Here is a 17197-nt window from a genome sequence, read left to right as displayed (position 1 = left end):
CCGCTCTGCAGCTAGGGTGTTGAGCGGTGTCCCGCTCCCCGGCGGAACCTCGCCGGGTGGCCTCACAGTCAGTCCCATCGGGTAGATTTCTGGAAAATGATTCCAATTCGGGTGGGGCTGACGACGTGTTGGAGCTGAGGGGGAGCGGGGCCGAGCCGCTGGAGGCGGAGGATCCGCGGCGGATAGGGGCGATCGTGCTGGCGGGACGGCTCGGAGCCGGCGGTATGGGGCGGGTGTACCTAGGGGTCCAGGAGGGCCGCTACGTCGCCGTCAAACAACTGCTGTCGTCGGTCGTCGGCGAGGACGAGGACTTCGTACGCCGGTTCGGGCACGAGCTCGACAACCTCTCCCGGCTGCCCGCCGAGGCCACCGCGCCGCTGATCGCCAGCGACCGCACCGCGCGGCCCCCGTGGTTCGCCACCGCCTACATCCCCGGCCTCACCCTGAGGGAGGCCCTCGAACTGCACGGCGGCCCCCTGCCCGCGCACGCCCTGTGGCTGCTGCTGCGGGAGGCGGCGTCCGGCCTGGCGTCGGTGCACGCGCTGGACATGGTGCACCGCGACATCAAGCCGTCCAACGTGATGCTGACCCTCGACGGCCTCACCCTCATCGACTTCGGCGTCGCCCGGGCCGCCGAACAGAGCCAGCTGACCAGGACGGGCATGGTCGTGGGCACGCCCGCCTACATGGCTCCCGAACAGGCCTCGGGCAAGAAGGGCTTGAGCGGCGCCACCGACGTGTTCGCACTCGGCTCGGTACTGGCCTACGCGGCGTGCGGCCGCCCTCCCTTCGGCGACGAGTCGGGGCACGGCGTGCTGTACCGCATCGTCCACGAAGAACCCGACCTGGAGTCATTGCGGGAACTGGAGCCGGACCTCGCCGAGGTGGTCGCGGCCTGTCTCGACAAGGACCCGGAGGGCCGCCCCACCGCCGCGGAACTCCTCGAACAGGCCGCGAGTCGCGGGCCGTTCGCAGCCCCGCTGTGGCCCGCCGCCATCACCGAGCGCCTGTCGGAGCGGGCCGCGTTCGCCGCGGACGTGCAGAAGATCGACGTACCGACGGTTCCGCTCGCGGGTGCCTCGGAGCCGGAACCGGCGAAGGACCCCGAACCGACCCCCGCGTCCGGGCCCGAGCGGCCCGAGCGGCGCCGCCGTACCCGCGTCCTCCTCGCCGTGGTCCCGGTCATCGTGGTGGCGGGCGGTACGACGCTCGCCATCCAGCACCTGCCGTACACCACCTCGCCCCAAGCCGAGGCGAAGGCGGATCCGGCCACCTCGAACCCGGCGTCGGCATCAGGGCCGGCCGCCTCGCAGCCGCCCCCGGCGGCGCCGGCCGGCGGTCCGTCGGGGCAGGCGTCACCAGCGCCGCCCCCCGCCCAGGGCAACGGGCAGGCCAACGGGCAGGGCGGGGCGGGCGGAATTCAGACCGGTGCAGCAGGGGGCACCGCCCCGGGCGCCGGCTCAGGCCCCGTACCCGGGTCCGGCCCCGGACCGGGCACCGGCACCGGCCGGCAGAACGGCTCGGGCACCCCGGGCGGCGGCTCCGGCACCCCGGGCGGCTCCAGCGGCACGACGTCCCCGGCAGCCCCGCAGCCCGCCCCGGCCTCCGGCACCCACCGCTACCGCAACGGCGACAACGGCCGGTGCATCACCCAGGTCTACGGTTCCTCGGACAGCGGCGACTGCTCCGACCCGACGGCCCGCTGGACCGTGAAGAGCAGGTCGGACGGCAGCTTCAAGCTCGTCAACCAGCAGACCGGCGGGTGCCTCTACTCGAACGGGCTCGGCCAGGCCGTCTTCGTGGGCGACTGCGCCCAGGACACCACCCGGCTGTGGCGCACCGGTCCCGGAGGCAGCCTCCGCAGCGACTACGGCGGCGGTTGCCTCGACCTGGCCATGAGCAGCGGCCTGGTGACGTCCTCCTGCGCCGGCGAGGCATCGCAGCGCTGGACGGTGCAGGGCTGAGGGCTTCCCGTCATCCCCGGCGGGCGCACGGCACCCCGGCTACGGCCGGCGCCGGCCGGGCTCCGTCAGGAGGCCGCGCAGGTCGGTGATCCGGTAGCCGCGTGTGCGGACGGCGTCGATGATCTGCGGCAGGGCCCGGGCGTCCAGGACCTCGCCCTGCCCGTCGAGGGAGCCGACGTGCATCTGGATGATCTCGCCGGGTGTCAGGGCCCCAAGTGCTCGCGCGACGGCCTTCTGTACGGTCATCTGGCCTGTGGTTCCCTTGTAGCCGTTGGTGTCGGTGGTCCACTCGATGTCGGCGTACCCCAGGGCATTGACCTCGGCGACGTGCGGCGCGGGTGCGTCCCCGTAGGGAAAGCGGAAGAAGGGCAGGGGTTCGAAGGCGCCGCTCGGGGTTCCGTTTCCCGCCCGCCGGATCGCCGCCTGGGCCAGGGTGATCTCCTCGGCCCGTTCGGCGACGGTGAGTGCGCCGAAGGGCGCATGGGTGTGGGAGTGGTTGCCGATTCCGTGACCCGCCGCCGCGATCGCCCGTACCCCCTGCGGATGCCGCTCGGCGAAGTGGCCGGTCACGAAGAAGGTGGCTGGAGCCCTCTGCTGCCGCAGTACCTTCAACACCGTGTCCAGACCGTCCGTGCCCCAGGCGGCGTTGAACGTCAGGGCGACCACCTTCCCGGTGGTGGGAACCGTACGGAGCGGCGCCCCGTACAGCCGCTCCACCGGCTGCGGACCGGCCGGCGGAACGTGAGGCGCGTGTCCGGCGCCGGTGACGGCGGTGAGGGTGGCGGGGGAGGCAGCGGTCGTCGCGACCGCGAGGAGACCCGCAGCCAGGACGGGCAGGAGCACCGTACGGGCACTCCGGCCCGGGCCGGAACGTCGAGGAGGGCTCATGCCCCGGGAACCTAACCGCCCCGGAGGGCGCCGCCGCCGAAGACGCGCGGGCGTCCACCGACTGCCTCAGCGGCGGCCCCGCGTACCGCGCGGCCGCTGCCCGGACGGCACCGGGGTCAAGACCCGTTGGTGTTGAGGAAGCCGATCGCGACGGCGCCCCACCAGCAGACCTGGGAGAGCAGGGCGGTGGCGCCGCCCCAGACCAGCAGACGGCGGCCGACCTTGGTGGCGGTCCTCAGGCGGTGGCCGAGCAGACCGGCCTGGAGGCCGTTGACGGTGAGTACGGACACCAGGGCGAGTTTGGTGAGCGTCAGCGGGGAGCCGAGGTCGGGGTGGAGCATCATCCCGCTCGCCACGAGTCCGCCGAGTCCGGCCCAGATCGGCACGTGCAGCCGGGAAGTGGCTGTGAGCACATCGGCGAGCGTGCAGCGGCCGACGGCCCACAGCAGGCCGTGGTAATCGGCGGAAAGCACCGCACCGAAGCCCAGTACGAGCGAGGCGAGGTGGACGAAGAGAGCAGCGGTGTGAAGGGTGGCGTCCGTGCGCACGTGGAGCGACATCCACAGCCCGAGCGTCAGTGCCAGCAGCGCCCCCAGCGCTGCGGCCGCCACCGTCCACCACGACTCGTAGAGGCGGACGGGGCGGGAAGGCGGGACGACGGCGGGGGCTGCGGACAGCATAAGAGGACTCCGGGGGACACGGGCGGACGCCGAGGCGGCCAAAGCAAGGTTAGGGTTACCTAAATCCAGCGGATCGTCAACGCGCGTCCACGGCGCCGAGACCTCCGTGTTCGATCCGTGCGACAGGCCCCGGCCACAAGTCCCGTACCACGATGCCCCTCCGGGGTTCGGACACACCTGTTCCGGCGAAATCCAGGCCCCCCGATGGCCTCCGTTCTGCTCCGGCGTCACCCCGGCCGGCACGCCACCCCTTGCCTTATGCGTCCACTGGCTGCATTGTATGCGTCCAGTGGACGCGTACGGGCGGTCCGCAGAGCGGCAAGGGTGACGGAGAGACATGGACACCAAGGGCACGGACACCAAGGGCACGGACACCAACGGCACGGACATCAACGGCACGGGCACCCGCGGCAGTGCCTTCGTCCCGCGGCAAGAGGGCCTGGAGCTCCGGCTGCCCCCGGTGCACGACGGCCCCGACGCCGAGCGCGAGCACCGCAAACAGCGACTCGCCGGCGCCTGCCGCGTCTTCGGGCGGCTCGGGTTCTCCGAGGGGGTCGCCGGCCACATCACCGTGCGCGACCCCGAGTACACCGACATGTTCTGGGTCAACCCCTTAGGCATGTCCTTCCGGCACGTCCGGGTCCGCGACCTGATCCTCGTCGACCACGAGGGCCGCGTCCGCCACGGCAGGCACCCGGTGAACCGGGCCGGATTCGTCATCCACTCCGCCATCCACGCCGCCCGCCCCGACGTCGTCGCGGCCTGCCACGCCCACGCCGTCCACGGCAAGGCCTTCTCCAGCCTGGGCCGGCTCCTCGCCCCGATCACCCAGGACGCCTGCGCCCTGTACGAACAGCACACCCTGCACAGCGACGGCGCCGGAGCCGTCGTCGTGGAGGAGGAAGCCGGCCGGCGGCTGGCCGCCGGCCTGGGCCCGCACAAGGCGGTCATCCACCAGAACCACGGCATCTTCACCGTCGGCGAGTCGGTCGACGAGGCGGCCTGGTGGTTCCTCTCCATGGAACGCAGCGCCCAGGCCCAGCTGCTGGCCGAGGCCGCCGGTACGCCGCACCTCATCAGCCCCGAAGCCGCCCGGGCCACCCGTGACCAGACCGGCTTCCCCCTCGCGGGGTGGTTCTCCTTCCAGCCCCTGTGGGATGAGATCGTGCGGACGGACCCCGACCTCTTCGAGTAGACAGGCCACACCCACCGATGACCTCCACCTCCGACCCGGCGCAGCAGCACGGCAGCGGGCCCACACCCCCCGGATCCCCCGCCTGGTGGCAAGCGCGGTACGCGGAGCGCGCGCGGCGCAGGCCGCGCGAAGGAGGGCTGACCCTGGCCCGCATCACCGCCGCCGCCCTGGAGATCGTCGACCGCGACGGAACGGACGCCCTCACCATGCGCCACCTCGGCGACCACCTCCAGGTCCGTCACACCTCCCTGTACCGCCACGTCGCCAGCAGGGAGGAGTTGCTGATCGAGACCGTCGACCACGTCCTGGGTGAGATCCGGCTGCCCGCCCTGGACGGCGACTGGCGCACCACGGTGGAGCACGGCGCCCGCGAGTTCCGTCGCGTCCTGGCCCGGCACCCCGCGATCGTGCCGCTGCTCACCGCCGGCCAGTTGCTCGGCCCCAACGCCCTGCGCGCCCGTGAGCACGCCCTCGGCCGGCTCCTCGCCCAGGGCTGGCGAGCGCGGACCGCCGTCCACGTCTACCTCACCGTCACCCACTTCGTGATCGGCGCCGCGGCCCTCGACGCCGGCGGCGCGGCGCGCACGCCGGACCAGCGCGCCGCGATGACCGACCTCTTCACCTCCCTCCCGCCCCACACCCACCCGGTCGTCCACGGGAACGCCGAACTGCTCAACTCGCTCGACAGCGACGAGGAGTTCGAGTTCGGGCTGCGCACCCTGATCCACGGCCTGAGCCTGCTGTACGCCGAGGAGGCGCGCACATGACGACAGAGCGGATACTGCCCCCGCTGCACCAGTGGACCGCCGGCGGGGCGACCGTACGGGTCGAGGGGCACGAGGTGTTCGTCCGGCAGGACGGGCCGGCCGACGGCGCCCCCGTCACCCTGATCCACGGCTTCCCCACGTCCTCCCACGACTGGGCGGCGGTGGTGCCCGCCCTGGCCGCGGCGGGCCTGCGCGTCACGACCCTGGACCTCCTCGGATTCGGGGAGAGCGACAAGCCGCGCCACCACTCGTACTCCCTCCTCGAACAGGCCTCACTGGTCGAGGCCGTCTGGCGGCACCACGGGATCGGGCGCACCGCCCTGGTGGCGCACGACTACGGAGTGAGCGTCGGTCAGGAACTGCTGGCCCGTGATCCGTCCCGCATCACGCACATGGCGTGGCTGAACGGCGGGCTCTACGCCGATCTCCACCGCCCGGTGCTGATGCAGCGGCTGCTGCACGGGCCGCTGGGACCGCTGCTCGCGCCCCTGACGACCCGGGGGCGGTTCGCCTCCGCCCTGCGCGGGGTGCTGGGGCGGCCACTGCCCGCGGCCGACCTGGACGACATGTGGTCGGCGGTCGCACGCGCCGACGGACACCGCCTGGCCCCCCGCCTGCTGCGCTACATCGACGAACGCCGTATGCACGCCGAGCGCTGGACGCGGGCCCTGGAGGACCACCCCGGCCCCACCCTCTTCGTCTGGGGCCCGGCCGACCCGATCAGCGGCGCCCACGTACTGGACCGCGTCCGCGCGCGCGTCCCCGCGGCCGCCGTGGTCGAACTCACCGGGCCGCCCCCGGTGGGCCACTACCCCCAGGTCGAGGATCCCACCGCGGTGGCCGCCGCCCTCACCTCGTTCCTGACGCCGTAGCAGTCCTGCCCGGCAGGCCCTCCCCGCCTCCCGTCCCGCCGTACCGGTCGACTACGCTCCCCTGGCCGGCGGACCGCGCCGTGACGCGGCGGCGCTGCTCGCCCTGGGACTCGCCCTTCTGGTGCACGGCGTCACCCTGGCGCTGGCCGTGGCCGGGCTGCTGTTGATCGTGCTCGGCTGGGAGACCGGGATCGAGCCGGTCGAGGGCGTCGTCCTGCTGGTGGTGGCCGCCGTCCTTCGGCCGCGGCCGGGCCGGCTGCCGCACGGCGGGCCCGTGCTCCACCGGGCCGACGCACCCCGGCTGTTCGCGCTCATCGACGAGGTCGCCGCCGTCACCGGCACCGTCGGCGTAGACGCCGTGGTCGTGACCGGCGACGTCAACGCGGCAGTGACGATCTACGGACGGCGCCGGCGCCGCGTGCTGGTCCTGGGTCTCGGCCTGTGGGAGATCCTCGGGCCGCGCGAACGCATCGCGCTCCTGGGCCACGAACTCGGACACTTCGCCAACGGCGACTTGCGGCACGGGCCGGTCCTCCACGGGGCACTGCGTTCGCTGTGGCTGTGGGTGCACGCGCTGGCCCCGAGCCGGGCGCACACGGTGTGGGACTCGCTGTTCAACGTCGTGACGTACCTGCCGCGCTGCGCGGCGTACGGCCTGCTGCTCCTCCTCGACCGTCTGACGCTGCGTGCCGCGCAGCGCGCCGAGTACCAGGCCGACCTCGACGCGGCGCGGGCCGGTTCGACCGCCGGAGCCGTGGGACTCATGGACCGACTGCTCGTCGCGCCCTCGGTGCAGGACCAGCTCCGCCGCGAGGCGGTGGCCGCGCGGATGACGGGCGGCAAGGCCGGGCGGGCCGCGCAGGAGGCCGCCGAGCGGGAACTGTGGGAGCGGATCGCGGCGCACGCCTCGACCATCCCCGGCCACGAGCACGACCGGCTGCTCCGGATCGCCGCGCGGCGCGGGCACAGCGTGGACAGTACCCACCCGCCGACGCACCTGCGACGCCAGTGCCTGGCGCTGGGGGCGCCCCGGCCGGCCCTGGTCGACCACGACGAGGAGCGCGCCGCCGCCGTGGCGGCCGAACTCGACCGGCACCGGGCGACGGTGGCACGCCAGGTGATCCGCGACCACACGGGCTGACACCGTGCCGCGGGAATCCCCGCCGCAGCACCCGGCCCGAGGGGCGCGGGCTGAGCCGGCACCGGAGCCTCCCGGCGAGTGGCCGGGGTACGCGGAGCCGGGGCGGCAGTTCAGCGCAGGCGCCGTCCCGGGCGGTCCAGCGGGCGTACGCGCACGGCGGACCACGTGGTGTCGAGGGCGATCAGCGTCACGCCCACGAGGCCGTAACCGAAGAGGCGTTCTTGCAGGATGTCGCGGTTGAGGTCGGTGCCGGCCTTCACACCGCCCTTGCGGTAGGCGACCCAGACCAGACCGTCGAAGGGAACCGCATCGAGCGCCTTGCCGATCGTGGCGTCGAGGCTCGCCGCGTCGGGGGTGAACAGCAGGACGAGGTCGGCACGCGCCGAAACCGGCGTCACGGTGGCGGAGGAGGGGAGGGGCCCGGGCGACCAGCCCGCCGGCGCCTGCAGCACCAGGAGGGTCGCGCCCTCCTTGACACCCAGCTTTTCCGCGGTCGTTCTGGCCATGACCGTCATCCTGCCCAGCTCGGGTGGCTCGCCCCGGGCCGTCCGGGGCGACCCCCGTGGGAGGCGGGGACGGATCCCCACCTCCCACGGCGCCCGCCGGCCACTCGGACCCGCACGAGCCGTCCCGTCAGTGCGCGGCGATCTGCTGCAGCGCCGCGCCCTGGTAGCGGGCACCGGCGTTCCACAGGATGAAGGAGTTCATCTTGTTGTCGGCCGCGGCCTTGATCTGCTCGGCCACCTCGGCCGGTCCGTACGTGCTGCCCATCGAGAAGTCCTGGAGCCACGGGATGATCTCGGTCTGGGTGCCCTTCGCCTGCCGGGCGAAGTCGGCGAGCGAACGCTGCACGATCGCGTACGGGGCGGTGTCGGGCTGCGCGACGCCGTACTCTCCCGGCCCCCAGTGGGACGGGTAGACCATCGGCGCGATGTAGTCGGTGACCTTGACCAGGGCCCCGATGTCCTGGGCGATCTCGGTGGGCCGGGTGGCCGCGATGCCGAAGACCGAGACACCGAGGTACTTGGCGTGCGGGCGCAGCGCGGTCCGCGTGTCGGCGACGAACGAGGTGATGGACTGCTCGGGCGTGGCGGTCCCGATTCCCGGGAAGCGCATGTGCGAGAGCGGGCCGTCCGGGCGGCGCACGTAGTCGTAGAGGATGTCGTCGAAGCCGAGCCGAGCCGCTTCGACGGCGAGGTCCCGGTTGTACTTGCGGACCGTGGGGTTGGCGAAGTTGGTGAAGGACAGGGCCCCGTAGTGGCCGCCGTCGTAGGGCTGTCCGCCCGGGGTCAGCACGAGCTGGTCGCTCTTGCCCGCCTTCCAGGAGGCCGAGGCGAGCTTCGGGTCGCGGAAGGCCACGATGCGGCCGATGACCTGGGCGCCGGCGGCGTGGATCTCGGCGATCGCCTTGCGGGCGTCGTAGTAGCCCTTGGCCGCGCCGATCTGACGGGCCAGCGGTACCTGGGACGCGTACCCGACTTCACCGTCCTCGTCCTTGACGTCCAGCTCCAGGGCATTGAGTTTGCCGCTGCGGACGAGGGCGAGGATGTTGGTGCGCAGCGTGTTGTCGCCCCAGCCGATGGCGGTGATGTGGGCGGCGCGGATCATGGGGCGGCGCCCCCGGGCGGACACGTCCTTGGTGGTCGTGTTTCCGGCACGGTCCACCGCGCTGACCTTCACTGCGGGTGTGCCCTTCGGCACCGTGATCTTGAACGCCCCCGTCTTGTCGACGGGGACCTTCTTGCCGTTGACCGTCACCTCGGCGTCGGTCGAGGCGTGGCCCGTGATGGTGACCGGCGCGGCGACGTTCTTGACCTCGGGGTCGGCCACCTTGAGCTCGGGAGCGGTGGCGTCCACGCTGAACCCCACGACCTTGCGGTACGAGGCGAAGGGAAGGCTGCTGTCGCCCGCCACCACCAGGGTGTGCCGGCCCTCGGTGAGGTGGGGGAGGACGAGCCTGAGGCGGGTGCCCTCGGCTTTGACGGGGACTGCCGTGCCGTCGAGGGTGGCGCGCAGCCCGTCCCTGCCGCCGGCCTCATCCGCGGCGAGGTAGGCGCCGACCTGCGCGGCCTTGCGCCCGTCGAGGACGGCGCCGTCGCTCAGGCCTTGGAGGGCCGGAGCCGGTGCGAGGAACGTCCAGGCTCCGACGCCCGCTCCGGCCAGCGCGAGCGCACCGGTCGTCGCTATCAGGGCGCCCCGACGGGCCGGACGGCGGAGGCGGAGGGAGGGAAGGGACCGGGATATGCGTGTGGGGGGCATCGTGACGTCCTTCGTGCCGTGGGCCGGATGCTGCCTCCATTCATTGCCGCGCGGTGCCCCGGTCGCCTCCTTCTGACCGTATTTCACGCGAACGGCCGCATCGTGTCCCGGCGTGGCGGCTGGGCCATGCAGGGGACAGTGCGGTATGCGGCCCCCCGTCGTCGGTAGGTATGGCACGACACACTCGCCATGAAGGGCACCCCCATGCGCCATCCACTCCTCCCGCTCGCCGCCCTGGCGGGCGCCGCCCTGCTCGTCTGCGGATGCTCCGAGGGGCCGTCACCGGCCGCCGGGGAACGCCGTGCGGCCGCCTCACCGGCGGCCGTCACTCCCGTCGCCGCGAAGGCCCCCGCGGAGGTCGGCGCCAACGAACTCGGCCGGGTGCCGGTGCTCATGTACCACCAGCTCACCGAGAAGCCGGCCAGCGTCTACGACCGCACCCCCGCCGATTTCCGGTCGGAGCTGGAGCGCCTCGCGCGGGAGAAGTACGTACCGGTGACCGCCAGGGACTTCCAGACCGGCCGCATCGACATCCCGGCCGGCACGCACCCGGTGGTCCTCACGTTCGACGACTCCACCAACAGCCAGGTACGCCTGAACCCGGACGGCACCCCGGCGCGGGACACCGCCGTCGCCATCTTGACGGAGACGGCGAGGAAGTACCCCTCCTTCAAGCCGGCGGCGACCTTCTTCGTCAACGCGGACGCCTTCTCGGCGACGGGTTCCAACAAGGCCCTGACCTGGTTGAAGGAGCACGGGTACGAGGTCGCGAACCACACCGACCGCCACGAGAACCTACGCTCCCTCGACGAGACGGGCGCCCGGCGGGCGATCACCGCCGGACAGCAGGCGATCGAGAAGGCGGCGCCCGGAACGCGGGTCACCTCGCTCGCCCTGCCCTTCGGTGCCATGCCCCAGCCGGCCGAGGTCGCTTCGCGGGGAACGGGCTACCGCTACGACGGGGTGTACCTCGTGGGCGCCAACCCCTCGTTCTCGCCGTTCGCCAAGGCGTTCACCCCCGGCGCGATTCCCCGGATCCGCTCGGCGGGGCCCAAGGACGAGGACGCGGAGTTCGGGTCGTCGCGCTGGCTGGACAAGCTCGCCGCCGGGAAGGACCTGTACGTCTCGGACGGGGACCCGAACAGCGTCGCCTTCCCGAGCGCCGCACGGAACGAGCTGTCACCGGCCTTCGCGAAGCTGGCCCGGCCGTACTGAGGGCCGGGCCCCCGCCCCTGCCCCGGCCGGCGCCGTTCACGTCCCCGCGGCCAGGTGGGCGTCAGCGATGGCTCAGGACGTTGACCACCCGACCGTCGGGGTCGCGGACGAAGAAGCGCCGCACGCCCCACTCCTCGTCCTGCAGGGGGTGAACGATCTCCGCGCCGCTGTCCCTGACGACGGCATAGACCGCGTCCACGTCGTCCACTTCGACACTCAGATCGGGGACGACCGGCGCGGTCTTGTCGTGCGCCATGAAGCTGACTTGTGCCGCCGGACGGGACGGGGAAGCGAGCGTCATGATCCAGCCGTGGTTCATCACCTCTTCGAAGCCGAGCAGGCCGTAGAACCCCCGGCTTTCCTCCGCGGACGCCGACTTGATGTTGGGCACGACACGGCGAACGGCCATCGGTGACTCCCCTTGAGAACGGACGTGCGCTTGCCGCACGCGCTCCTGCACTCTCGATTTTGCAGATAAAACCGACCAACACGTTTCTTAACGGGGGCCATCGCTCACGTATCGGGCAGCCCGTTCCCGCGTGACGCCGCCCCCGCTCGCTCAGCGTACGGGTGTCTGCCGTAAGGGTCCACCCGCGCGATTGCGCAGCAAACCAGGCCGTTGACATGGCATTTCAGGCGGGAGGCCGCGTGGGCTCGGCGGTCGTAGCGCCGACGTGACCCCTCCGAGGGGCCTGGCGGGAAGCCTACCGGGGCGTTGACAAACCGCCTATCTGGTTTGTAATTTCTTCGTGAGAGGGAGCGCCGGCCTCACCGTGGGTCGGCCCGATGCGCACCTGCCGAAACGAGGGGGAGAGGGACCACGTGGACTCAGTCGGCCGGCCCCGGTCGGGCCAAGGGGACGTTCCACTGCCTGGACCGCGAGACCGACCCCGCCACGGCCTGGCGACACCTGTGGGGGGAGACGGAAGATGACTGATCGACAGGTCGCGCGTACAGGGGTCGGAGGGCGGGTCGAACAGGGCCCTGGCCGGCTGCCCGGCCAAGAGGCCCTCGGGTCCCGGCCCCGCTACGCGCGCGCACGCCCGCTGTCCTCATCGGCTCGCCCGTCTTCCATGCGGAGCCCTCGTGGCGTGAGGAGACTGCCTGCGAGAGTGCGGCCCGCCGAACGGCCGAGGCCGTCGGCTTGCGGCTCGGCCGTACACAGACCGAACTACGGCTGACCGGTTCCGGCTCCGGGAGCACCGGGATCGACTCCCGGCCGGCCGGTGACGAGCCCACGTCCGGCGGCCCACGGCACCAGCCTCCCGGACCGCCGCCTGCGCCCGCAGGGAGGCGCCGCCCAGGCCGCCCGCCCCGGCAGTGCGCGATACCCCGGCGTCCCCCCTGCCGGGCCGGGTACGAGGGGCGGGCGTCCGTGTGGACGGAGCCCACGCACGGCAATCCCGAAGTCCCGCGTGTGCACGGTGTTACGGGCCGCGGGTCCGGACGAGCCGTACGGCAGCGCCGCCCGACCGACCGACCGACCGCCCTTCGTCATCGCCCCACGAGTCCCACGCCCGGGCACCGGCCCACGCCCGGGCACCGGCACACGCCCGGGCACCGGCACACGCACGAGCACAGGCACACCCACACGCACAGGTCACGAAAGCGCGCACCGAGCCCCCACCAGATCGACGCCGTCCCCGGCGCGGTTCCCGAGTTCCCGAAAGGCCCCATCAGTGATCGAGCTACGCAGCGACACCTTCACGCTGCCCACTCCGGACATGATCCGCGCCATGAGCGAAGCCGCCCTCGGTGACGACGTCTACGGCGAGGACCCCACGGCCAACCGGCTCGAAGCGCTCGCCGCCGCCACACTCGGCAAGGAAGCCGCCTGCTTCATGCCGAGCGGCACCATGGCGAACCTGGCAAGCCTCATGGCGCACGCGCCCCGGGGCTCCAAGGTGCTGGTCGGAGACGAGAGCGACATCTACATCTACGAGGCCGGCGGCGCCTCCGTGTGCGGCGGGATCGTCTACGAGCCGGTCCCCACCCAGCCTGACGGCCGCCTGCTCCTGCGCGACCTGGAGGCCGCGTTTCCGGACGACCCGGAGGACCCCCAGTTCGCCCTCCCCGCACTGATCTGCCTGGAGAACACGCACAACCGCTGCGGCGGCGCGATCCTCCCCCTGGACTACTTGCGCGACGTACGCCGTTTCGCCGCCGAGCGCGGGGTCCCCGTACACATGGACGGCGCCCGGATATTCAACGCCGCCGTAGGTGCGGGGGTTCCGGTGGCCGAGATCGCGCAGTTCGCGGACTCCGTCCAGTTCTGTCTCTCCAAGGGACTCTCCGCCCCCATCGGCTCCATGGTCGTGGGGAGCGCCCGGTTCATCGGCAAGGTACGCCGCCTGCGCAAGATGCTCGGCGGCGGAATGCGGCAGGTCGGAACGGTCGCCGCAGCCGGGATCCTCGCCATCGAGAACGCGGCCGCGCTCGCCGAGGACCACCGTCGAGCCGCCCTGCTCGCCGAGGGCCTGGCGGAACTGGACGGCATCGAGGTGGTCCCCCAGGACGTGCGGACGAACATCGTGATGTTCCGTGTCACGGACGAGCGGCACACCTGGCAGACCGTCGCCGCGGCCGCCCGCGAGGAGGGCCTGGCCATCGCCGAGCTGGGTCACGGGCGGCTCCGCGCGGTGCTGCACCGCGGACTGGACGACAGCGACGTCAACGAAGCGGTTTCCATCATCGGGCGCGTCATGAAGAACGGCGCGCGCCCCCTCGCCGGCCACACCACGGAGGTCTGACATGCGGGCAAGCACCGGAGTCCACACCGAACCGAGGTTCCCGTCGATCCCCGCGGCACTCTCCCACTGGGCCGGGGAGCGCCCCGATGACGTGGCCTACACCTTCGTGGGAACCGGCCTGGAGGTCGAGCAGCACGTCACCTTCCGGGAGCTGGAGGACTCGTCCCTGAGGATAGCCGCGGCCCTGCAGTCCACCGCGCGACGCGGAGACCGGATCCTGCTGCTCTTCCCACCGGGTCTCGACTACCTGGTCGCCTTCCTCGGCTGCCTGTACGCGGGGGTCGTGGCGGTTCCGCTCTACCTGCCGCGCCCCGGCGCGAAGCTCGACCGCATCGAGGCCGTCATCCAGAGCTGCCGTCCCACCCACGCCCTGACCACCGCGGCACTCGCCGAACACCTCGCCGACCTGCCGAAGCCGGAGGGCTCGGAGGACCTGCGGACCCACCTCATCGAGACCCTGGCGGCCACCGACCGGGCAACGTACCGGCCCGTGGGCACCGACGGTGAGGAACTGGCCTTCCTGCAGTACACCTCCGGTTCCACCGGCGCTCCGAAGGGGGTGATGGTCAGCCACCGCAACCTGGCGGAGAACGAGGAGGCCATCGCCGACGGCTTCGGCGTCCGGTCCGGCGACGTGATCCTCAGCTGGCTTCCGCTCTACCACGACATGGGTCTGATCGGGGCGGCGCTCCTGCCGCTCTACATGGGGCTGAGGTCGGTCCTCCTCAACACCTTCGCCTTCGTCTACGATCCGATGATCTGGCCGCTGGCGATCGCCCGGTTCGGCGCCACCTGCTCCGGCGGCCCCAACTTCGCGTACCAGCTCCTGGTCGACCGGTACGACGCCGACCGCCTCGCCGGAGTCGACCTCAGCGGCTGGCGCATCGCGTTCAACGGCGCCGAACCCGTGGTGGAAAGGACCCTGCGGGACTTCTCCACCGTCTACGGCGCACACGGCTTCGACCCCGGCGCCGTCTACCCCTGCTACGGCCTGGCGGAAGCCACCCTGTTCGTCTCGGGCGCCGAGCCGACGGCCGGGTACCGTGCCCACGTCTTCGACCGCCGTACGGTGGAGCAGGGCCGGCTCGCCCCGGCTCTGGGGTCGCAGGCGGAGGACGGAGTCGGCATCGTGTCGGCGGGGCGCCCCGCCCTGCACACCGAGATCGTGATCCGCGACGCGAACGGGCGCGCCGTACAGGACGGCTGCGTCGGCGAGATCTGCGTGCGCAGCAGGGGAGTGGCCCAGGGCTACTGGGGCGCCGAAGGCCCCACGGAGGAAACGTTCCGCGCGCGGATCGAGGGACACCCCGGCCTCTTCCTCCGCACCGGTGACCTCGGAGCCTTCCACGAGGGCGAGCTGTACCCCGTAGGACGCATGAAGGACCTGCTCATCGTGGCCGGTCGCAACTTCTACCCGCACGACATCGAAACCGTGGGATCGCTCGCCTCCGCCCACCTGCGCAAGGGGTGCGCCGCGGCGTTCCAGCCGGCCCCGGACGCACCTGAGGTCGTGCTGGTGGCCGAGGTGAAACGCTCCTCCGTGACGCTCCTTCGCGACGACCCGGACACCCTCGCCGCCGTCAGCAGGGAGGTGCTCCGTACGGTCGGCACCGAGTGCGACCTCCACCTGGCCGAGGTCGTCTTCGTCTACCCCGGCTCGATCCCCAAGACCTCCAGCGGAAAGATCCGCAGGGCCGAGACGCGGACGCGGTACCTCGCCGGCGGCCTGCGGGTGGTGAGCGCGACACGGGGGGACGAACACGGGCAGGCGGCCGACGTACCTGCGTCCGACACCTCCTCGCTGCACCTGCTGGACGACGTCCGGCGCCACGAGGCCGTGCGGGACGCACTCGTGGCCCAGTTGGCCGGGCGCTGGGGAGGCGCGCCGAGCGGGGAAGACCTCGCACAGCCGCTCGCCTCACTGGGCCTGGACTCCCTGAAGCTCACCGCGTTCAAGGCCGCCCTGGAGCAGCTCTTCCAGCGGAGTATCGACAGCCGGCTCTTCTACGGCGACCGCTCGCTCGACGAGGTGGCGCAGGCCATCACGGCCTTGACCGCCGAACCGCCGGCCCGCGCCGAGGCGCAGGAGCCGGCGCCGGACCGGTCGCCGGCCGAGGGCCCTGCGGCCGATGGCCAGATCCAGATGCAGTTCTACTCCGAGCTGCTCCCCGAGGACACCGCCAACAACCTGCCCATCGCGGTGCGGTTGTCGAGGGCCTACGAGCCGCACCTCCTGCGGTCCGCCGTGGCCGGGGCCGTCGAACGCCACCCGGCCCTGCGCACCGTCCTCGGCCCCCTGGGGACGGGTACCCAGCTGGTGCGTGACAGCCGCGACGTCGACTGGCAGGAACAGCGGTTCGCGGACGACGATGACCCGGCCGTCGACGCCTACCTCGACGAGGTGGCCCACCGGCCCTTCTCGCTGACCGAGGGGCCGCTCGTCCGTGCCGCCGCCGCACTCACCTCGGACGCGACGGTGCTCATGCTCGTCTGCCACCACGCCGTCGTCGACCACTGGTCGCTGCGTACGGTCCTCACCGAAATCCTCCAGGAGCTGCCCGGAATCCGGCTGGAGAAGTCCCCCGCGCCCACCGGCGGGTCACCGGCGACGGCCTTGGAATGGGCCCGCGCCCGTCGTGCACCGGACGCCGCCGCCGACGAGCGGCTGCAGACCTGGGCCGACCGGTGGCGGCCCCTGCGCAACCAGCTGCTGTTCAAGCCGAGGGCGGCCGCCCCGGCCGACCGCAATCCGGCCGGCACCGTGGACTTCGAGATCGACGCGGAGACGACCCGCCGGATCTACACCCGCAGCCAGGCCCACGGACGTACGCCGTTCGTCACGCTCGCCTCCGCCTACCTGCACGCCCTGTACCTGACCGTCGGCGAGAAGCAGATCGTCATCGGAAGCCCCCACCACGGCAGGACCGACTGGCGGTTCGCGGAAACCGTGGGCTACCTGGTCAACATGATGCCCCTGCAAGGGGACTTCCGGGACGGCGAGGGCCTCGACAGCCTTGAGGACCGCACCTGGCAGGAGCTGCGGGACGCACTGGACTTCGCCGACCTGCCCTTCGCCCGGCTCGTCAAGGAGCTGAAGCCGGAACGGCACGGACAGAACCCGCTCTTCCAGGCGACGCTGACGTTCCAGCAGACCGCCGACACGCGCCTGGCGGAGGGCTTCTCCCTCCCGTCGAGCGGCTGCCGCCAGATGCTCGGCGACGTGGAGGTCCGGGCGGTCGACGTGCGGCCCCGTGACGTGGCCTTCGCCCTGAGCCTCTACGGCACCCGGCACGACGACCGGCTGGTGTTCCGGCTGGTCCACCAGAAGAACGTGGTCGACGCGTCCGTGGCCGAAGCCGTCGCCGAGGGGTTCCGGACCGCTCTGCGCGAGCTCAACGCCCATTCCCGCTGAAGAAGCAGAAGATCTGGAGTTGGAACGATGCAGGAACACGATTTTCCGACCGGA

At 72.3% G+C, this 17197-nt stretch carries 13 protein-coding genes; 8 read left to right on the top strand and 5 right to left on the bottom strand.

Going from position 1 to position 17197, the window contains the following annotated elements; translation table 11 throughout:
• Positions 1-125: 125 nt before the first annotated feature.
• Positions 126-1964, top strand: a complete 1839-nt coding sequence (locus OG861_RS02295) for a serine/threonine-protein kinase (RefSeq protein ID WP_330261094.1) — start codon at positions 126-128, stop codon at positions 1962-1964.
• A gap of 39 nt (positions 1965-2003) precedes the next feature.
• On the opposite strand, the gene OG861_RS02290 is transcribed toward OG861_RS02295, so the two are convergent.
• Both OG861_RS02290 and OG861_RS02285 read right to left on the bottom strand, forming a co-directional pair.
• Positions 2004-2852 carry a polysaccharide deacetylase family protein gene (locus OG861_RS02290; RefSeq protein WP_329201048.1) on the bottom strand — a complete coding sequence of 283 codons (849 nt, stop codon included), beginning with the start codon at positions 2850-2852 and terminating at the stop codon, positions 2004-2006.
• A gap of 116 nt (positions 2853-2968) precedes the next feature.
• Positions 2969-3532 (bottom strand): hypothetical protein, encoded by a 564-nt coding sequence (locus OG861_RS02285; protein ID WP_330261093.1) that lies wholly within the window; start codon positions 3530-3532, stop codon positions 2969-2971.
• Between the two features lie 337 nt (positions 3533-3869).
• Between OG861_RS02285 and OG861_RS02280 the strand changes: the two genes are divergently transcribed.
• The 4 genes from OG861_RS02280 to OG861_RS02265 all read left to right on the top strand — a co-directional run bounded on the left by OG861_RS02280 (position 3870) and on the right by OG861_RS02265 (position 7507).
• A complete protein-coding gene (locus OG861_RS02280) occupies positions 3870-4727 on the top strand; it encodes a class II aldolase/adducin family protein (RefSeq protein WP_330261092.1) in 858 nt (285 codons plus the stop codon).
• A gap of 17 nt (positions 4728-4744) precedes the next feature.
• Positions 4745-5494: a TetR/AcrR family transcriptional regulator gene (locus OG861_RS02275; RefSeq protein ID WP_329201052.1), complete on the top strand. Its 750-nt coding sequence runs from the start codon at positions 4745-4747 to the stop codon at positions 5492-5494.
• On the top strand, positions 5491-6366 hold the full coding sequence (locus OG861_RS02270) for an alpha/beta fold hydrolase (RefSeq protein WP_329201054.1): 876 nt from the start codon (positions 5491-5493) through the stop codon (positions 6364-6366). The genes OG861_RS02275 and OG861_RS02270 overlap by 4 nt, the downstream gene beginning before the upstream one ends.
• A 121-nt stretch (positions 6367-6487) precedes the next feature.
• On the top strand, positions 6488-7507 hold the full coding sequence (locus OG861_RS02265) for a M48 family metallopeptidase (protein WP_330261091.1): 1020 nt from the start codon (positions 6488-6490) through the stop codon (positions 7505-7507).
• Positions 7508-7617: 110 nt separating this feature from the next.
• Here OG861_RS02265 and OG861_RS02260 read toward each other — a convergent pair whose 3' ends face one another.
• Complete coding sequence (locus OG861_RS02260) at positions 7618-8013, bottom strand: hypothetical protein (protein ID WP_329201058.1); 396 nt, start codon at positions 8011-8013, stop codon at positions 7618-7620.
• Positions 8014-8140: 127 nt separating this feature from the next.
• Positions 8141-9766, bottom strand: a complete 1626-nt coding sequence (locus OG861_RS02255) for a putative glycoside hydrolase (protein ID WP_329201059.1) — start codon at positions 9764-9766, stop codon at positions 8141-8143.
• Positions 9767-9955: 189 nt separating this feature from the next.
• On the opposite strand from OG861_RS02255, the gene OG861_RS02250 reads away from it, so the two are divergent.
• Positions 9956-10981: a polysaccharide deacetylase family protein gene (locus OG861_RS02250; RefSeq protein WP_330261090.1), complete on the top strand. Its 1026-nt coding sequence runs from the start codon at positions 9956-9958 to the stop codon at positions 10979-10981.
• A gap of 61 nt (positions 10982-11042) precedes the next feature.
• Here OG861_RS02250 and OG861_RS02245 read toward each other — a convergent pair whose 3' ends face one another.
• Entirely contained in the window at positions 11043-11390 is a 348-nt protein-coding gene (locus OG861_RS02245) for a VOC family protein (RefSeq protein ID WP_329201063.1), read from the bottom strand.
• Positions 11391-12660: 1270 nt separating this feature from the next.
• Here OG861_RS02245 and OG861_RS02240 point away from each other — a divergent pair.
• Together OG861_RS02240 and OG861_RS02235 are read left to right on the top strand one after the other, a co-directional pair.
• Positions 12661-13731: a GntG family PLP-dependent aldolase gene (locus OG861_RS02240; protein WP_330261089.1), complete on the top strand. Its 1071-nt coding sequence runs from the start codon at positions 12661-12663 to the stop codon at positions 13729-13731.
• A 1-nt stretch (position 13732) separates the two neighbouring features.
• The gene (locus OG861_RS02235) at positions 13733-17143 is read left to right on the top strand and encodes a fatty acyl-AMP ligase (RefSeq protein WP_330261088.1); all 3411 of its coding nucleotides are present in this window, start codon (positions 13733-13735) and stop codon (positions 17141-17143) included.
• Positions 17144-17197: the final 54 nt, after the last annotated feature.

The sequence above is a fragment of the Streptomyces sp. NBC_00539 genome, from assembly GCF_036346105.1.
Classification (GTDB): domain Bacteria; phylum Actinomycetota; class Actinomycetes; order Streptomycetales; family Streptomycetaceae; genus Streptomyces.
This window is presented reverse-complemented; position numbering and strand designations above follow the sequence as displayed.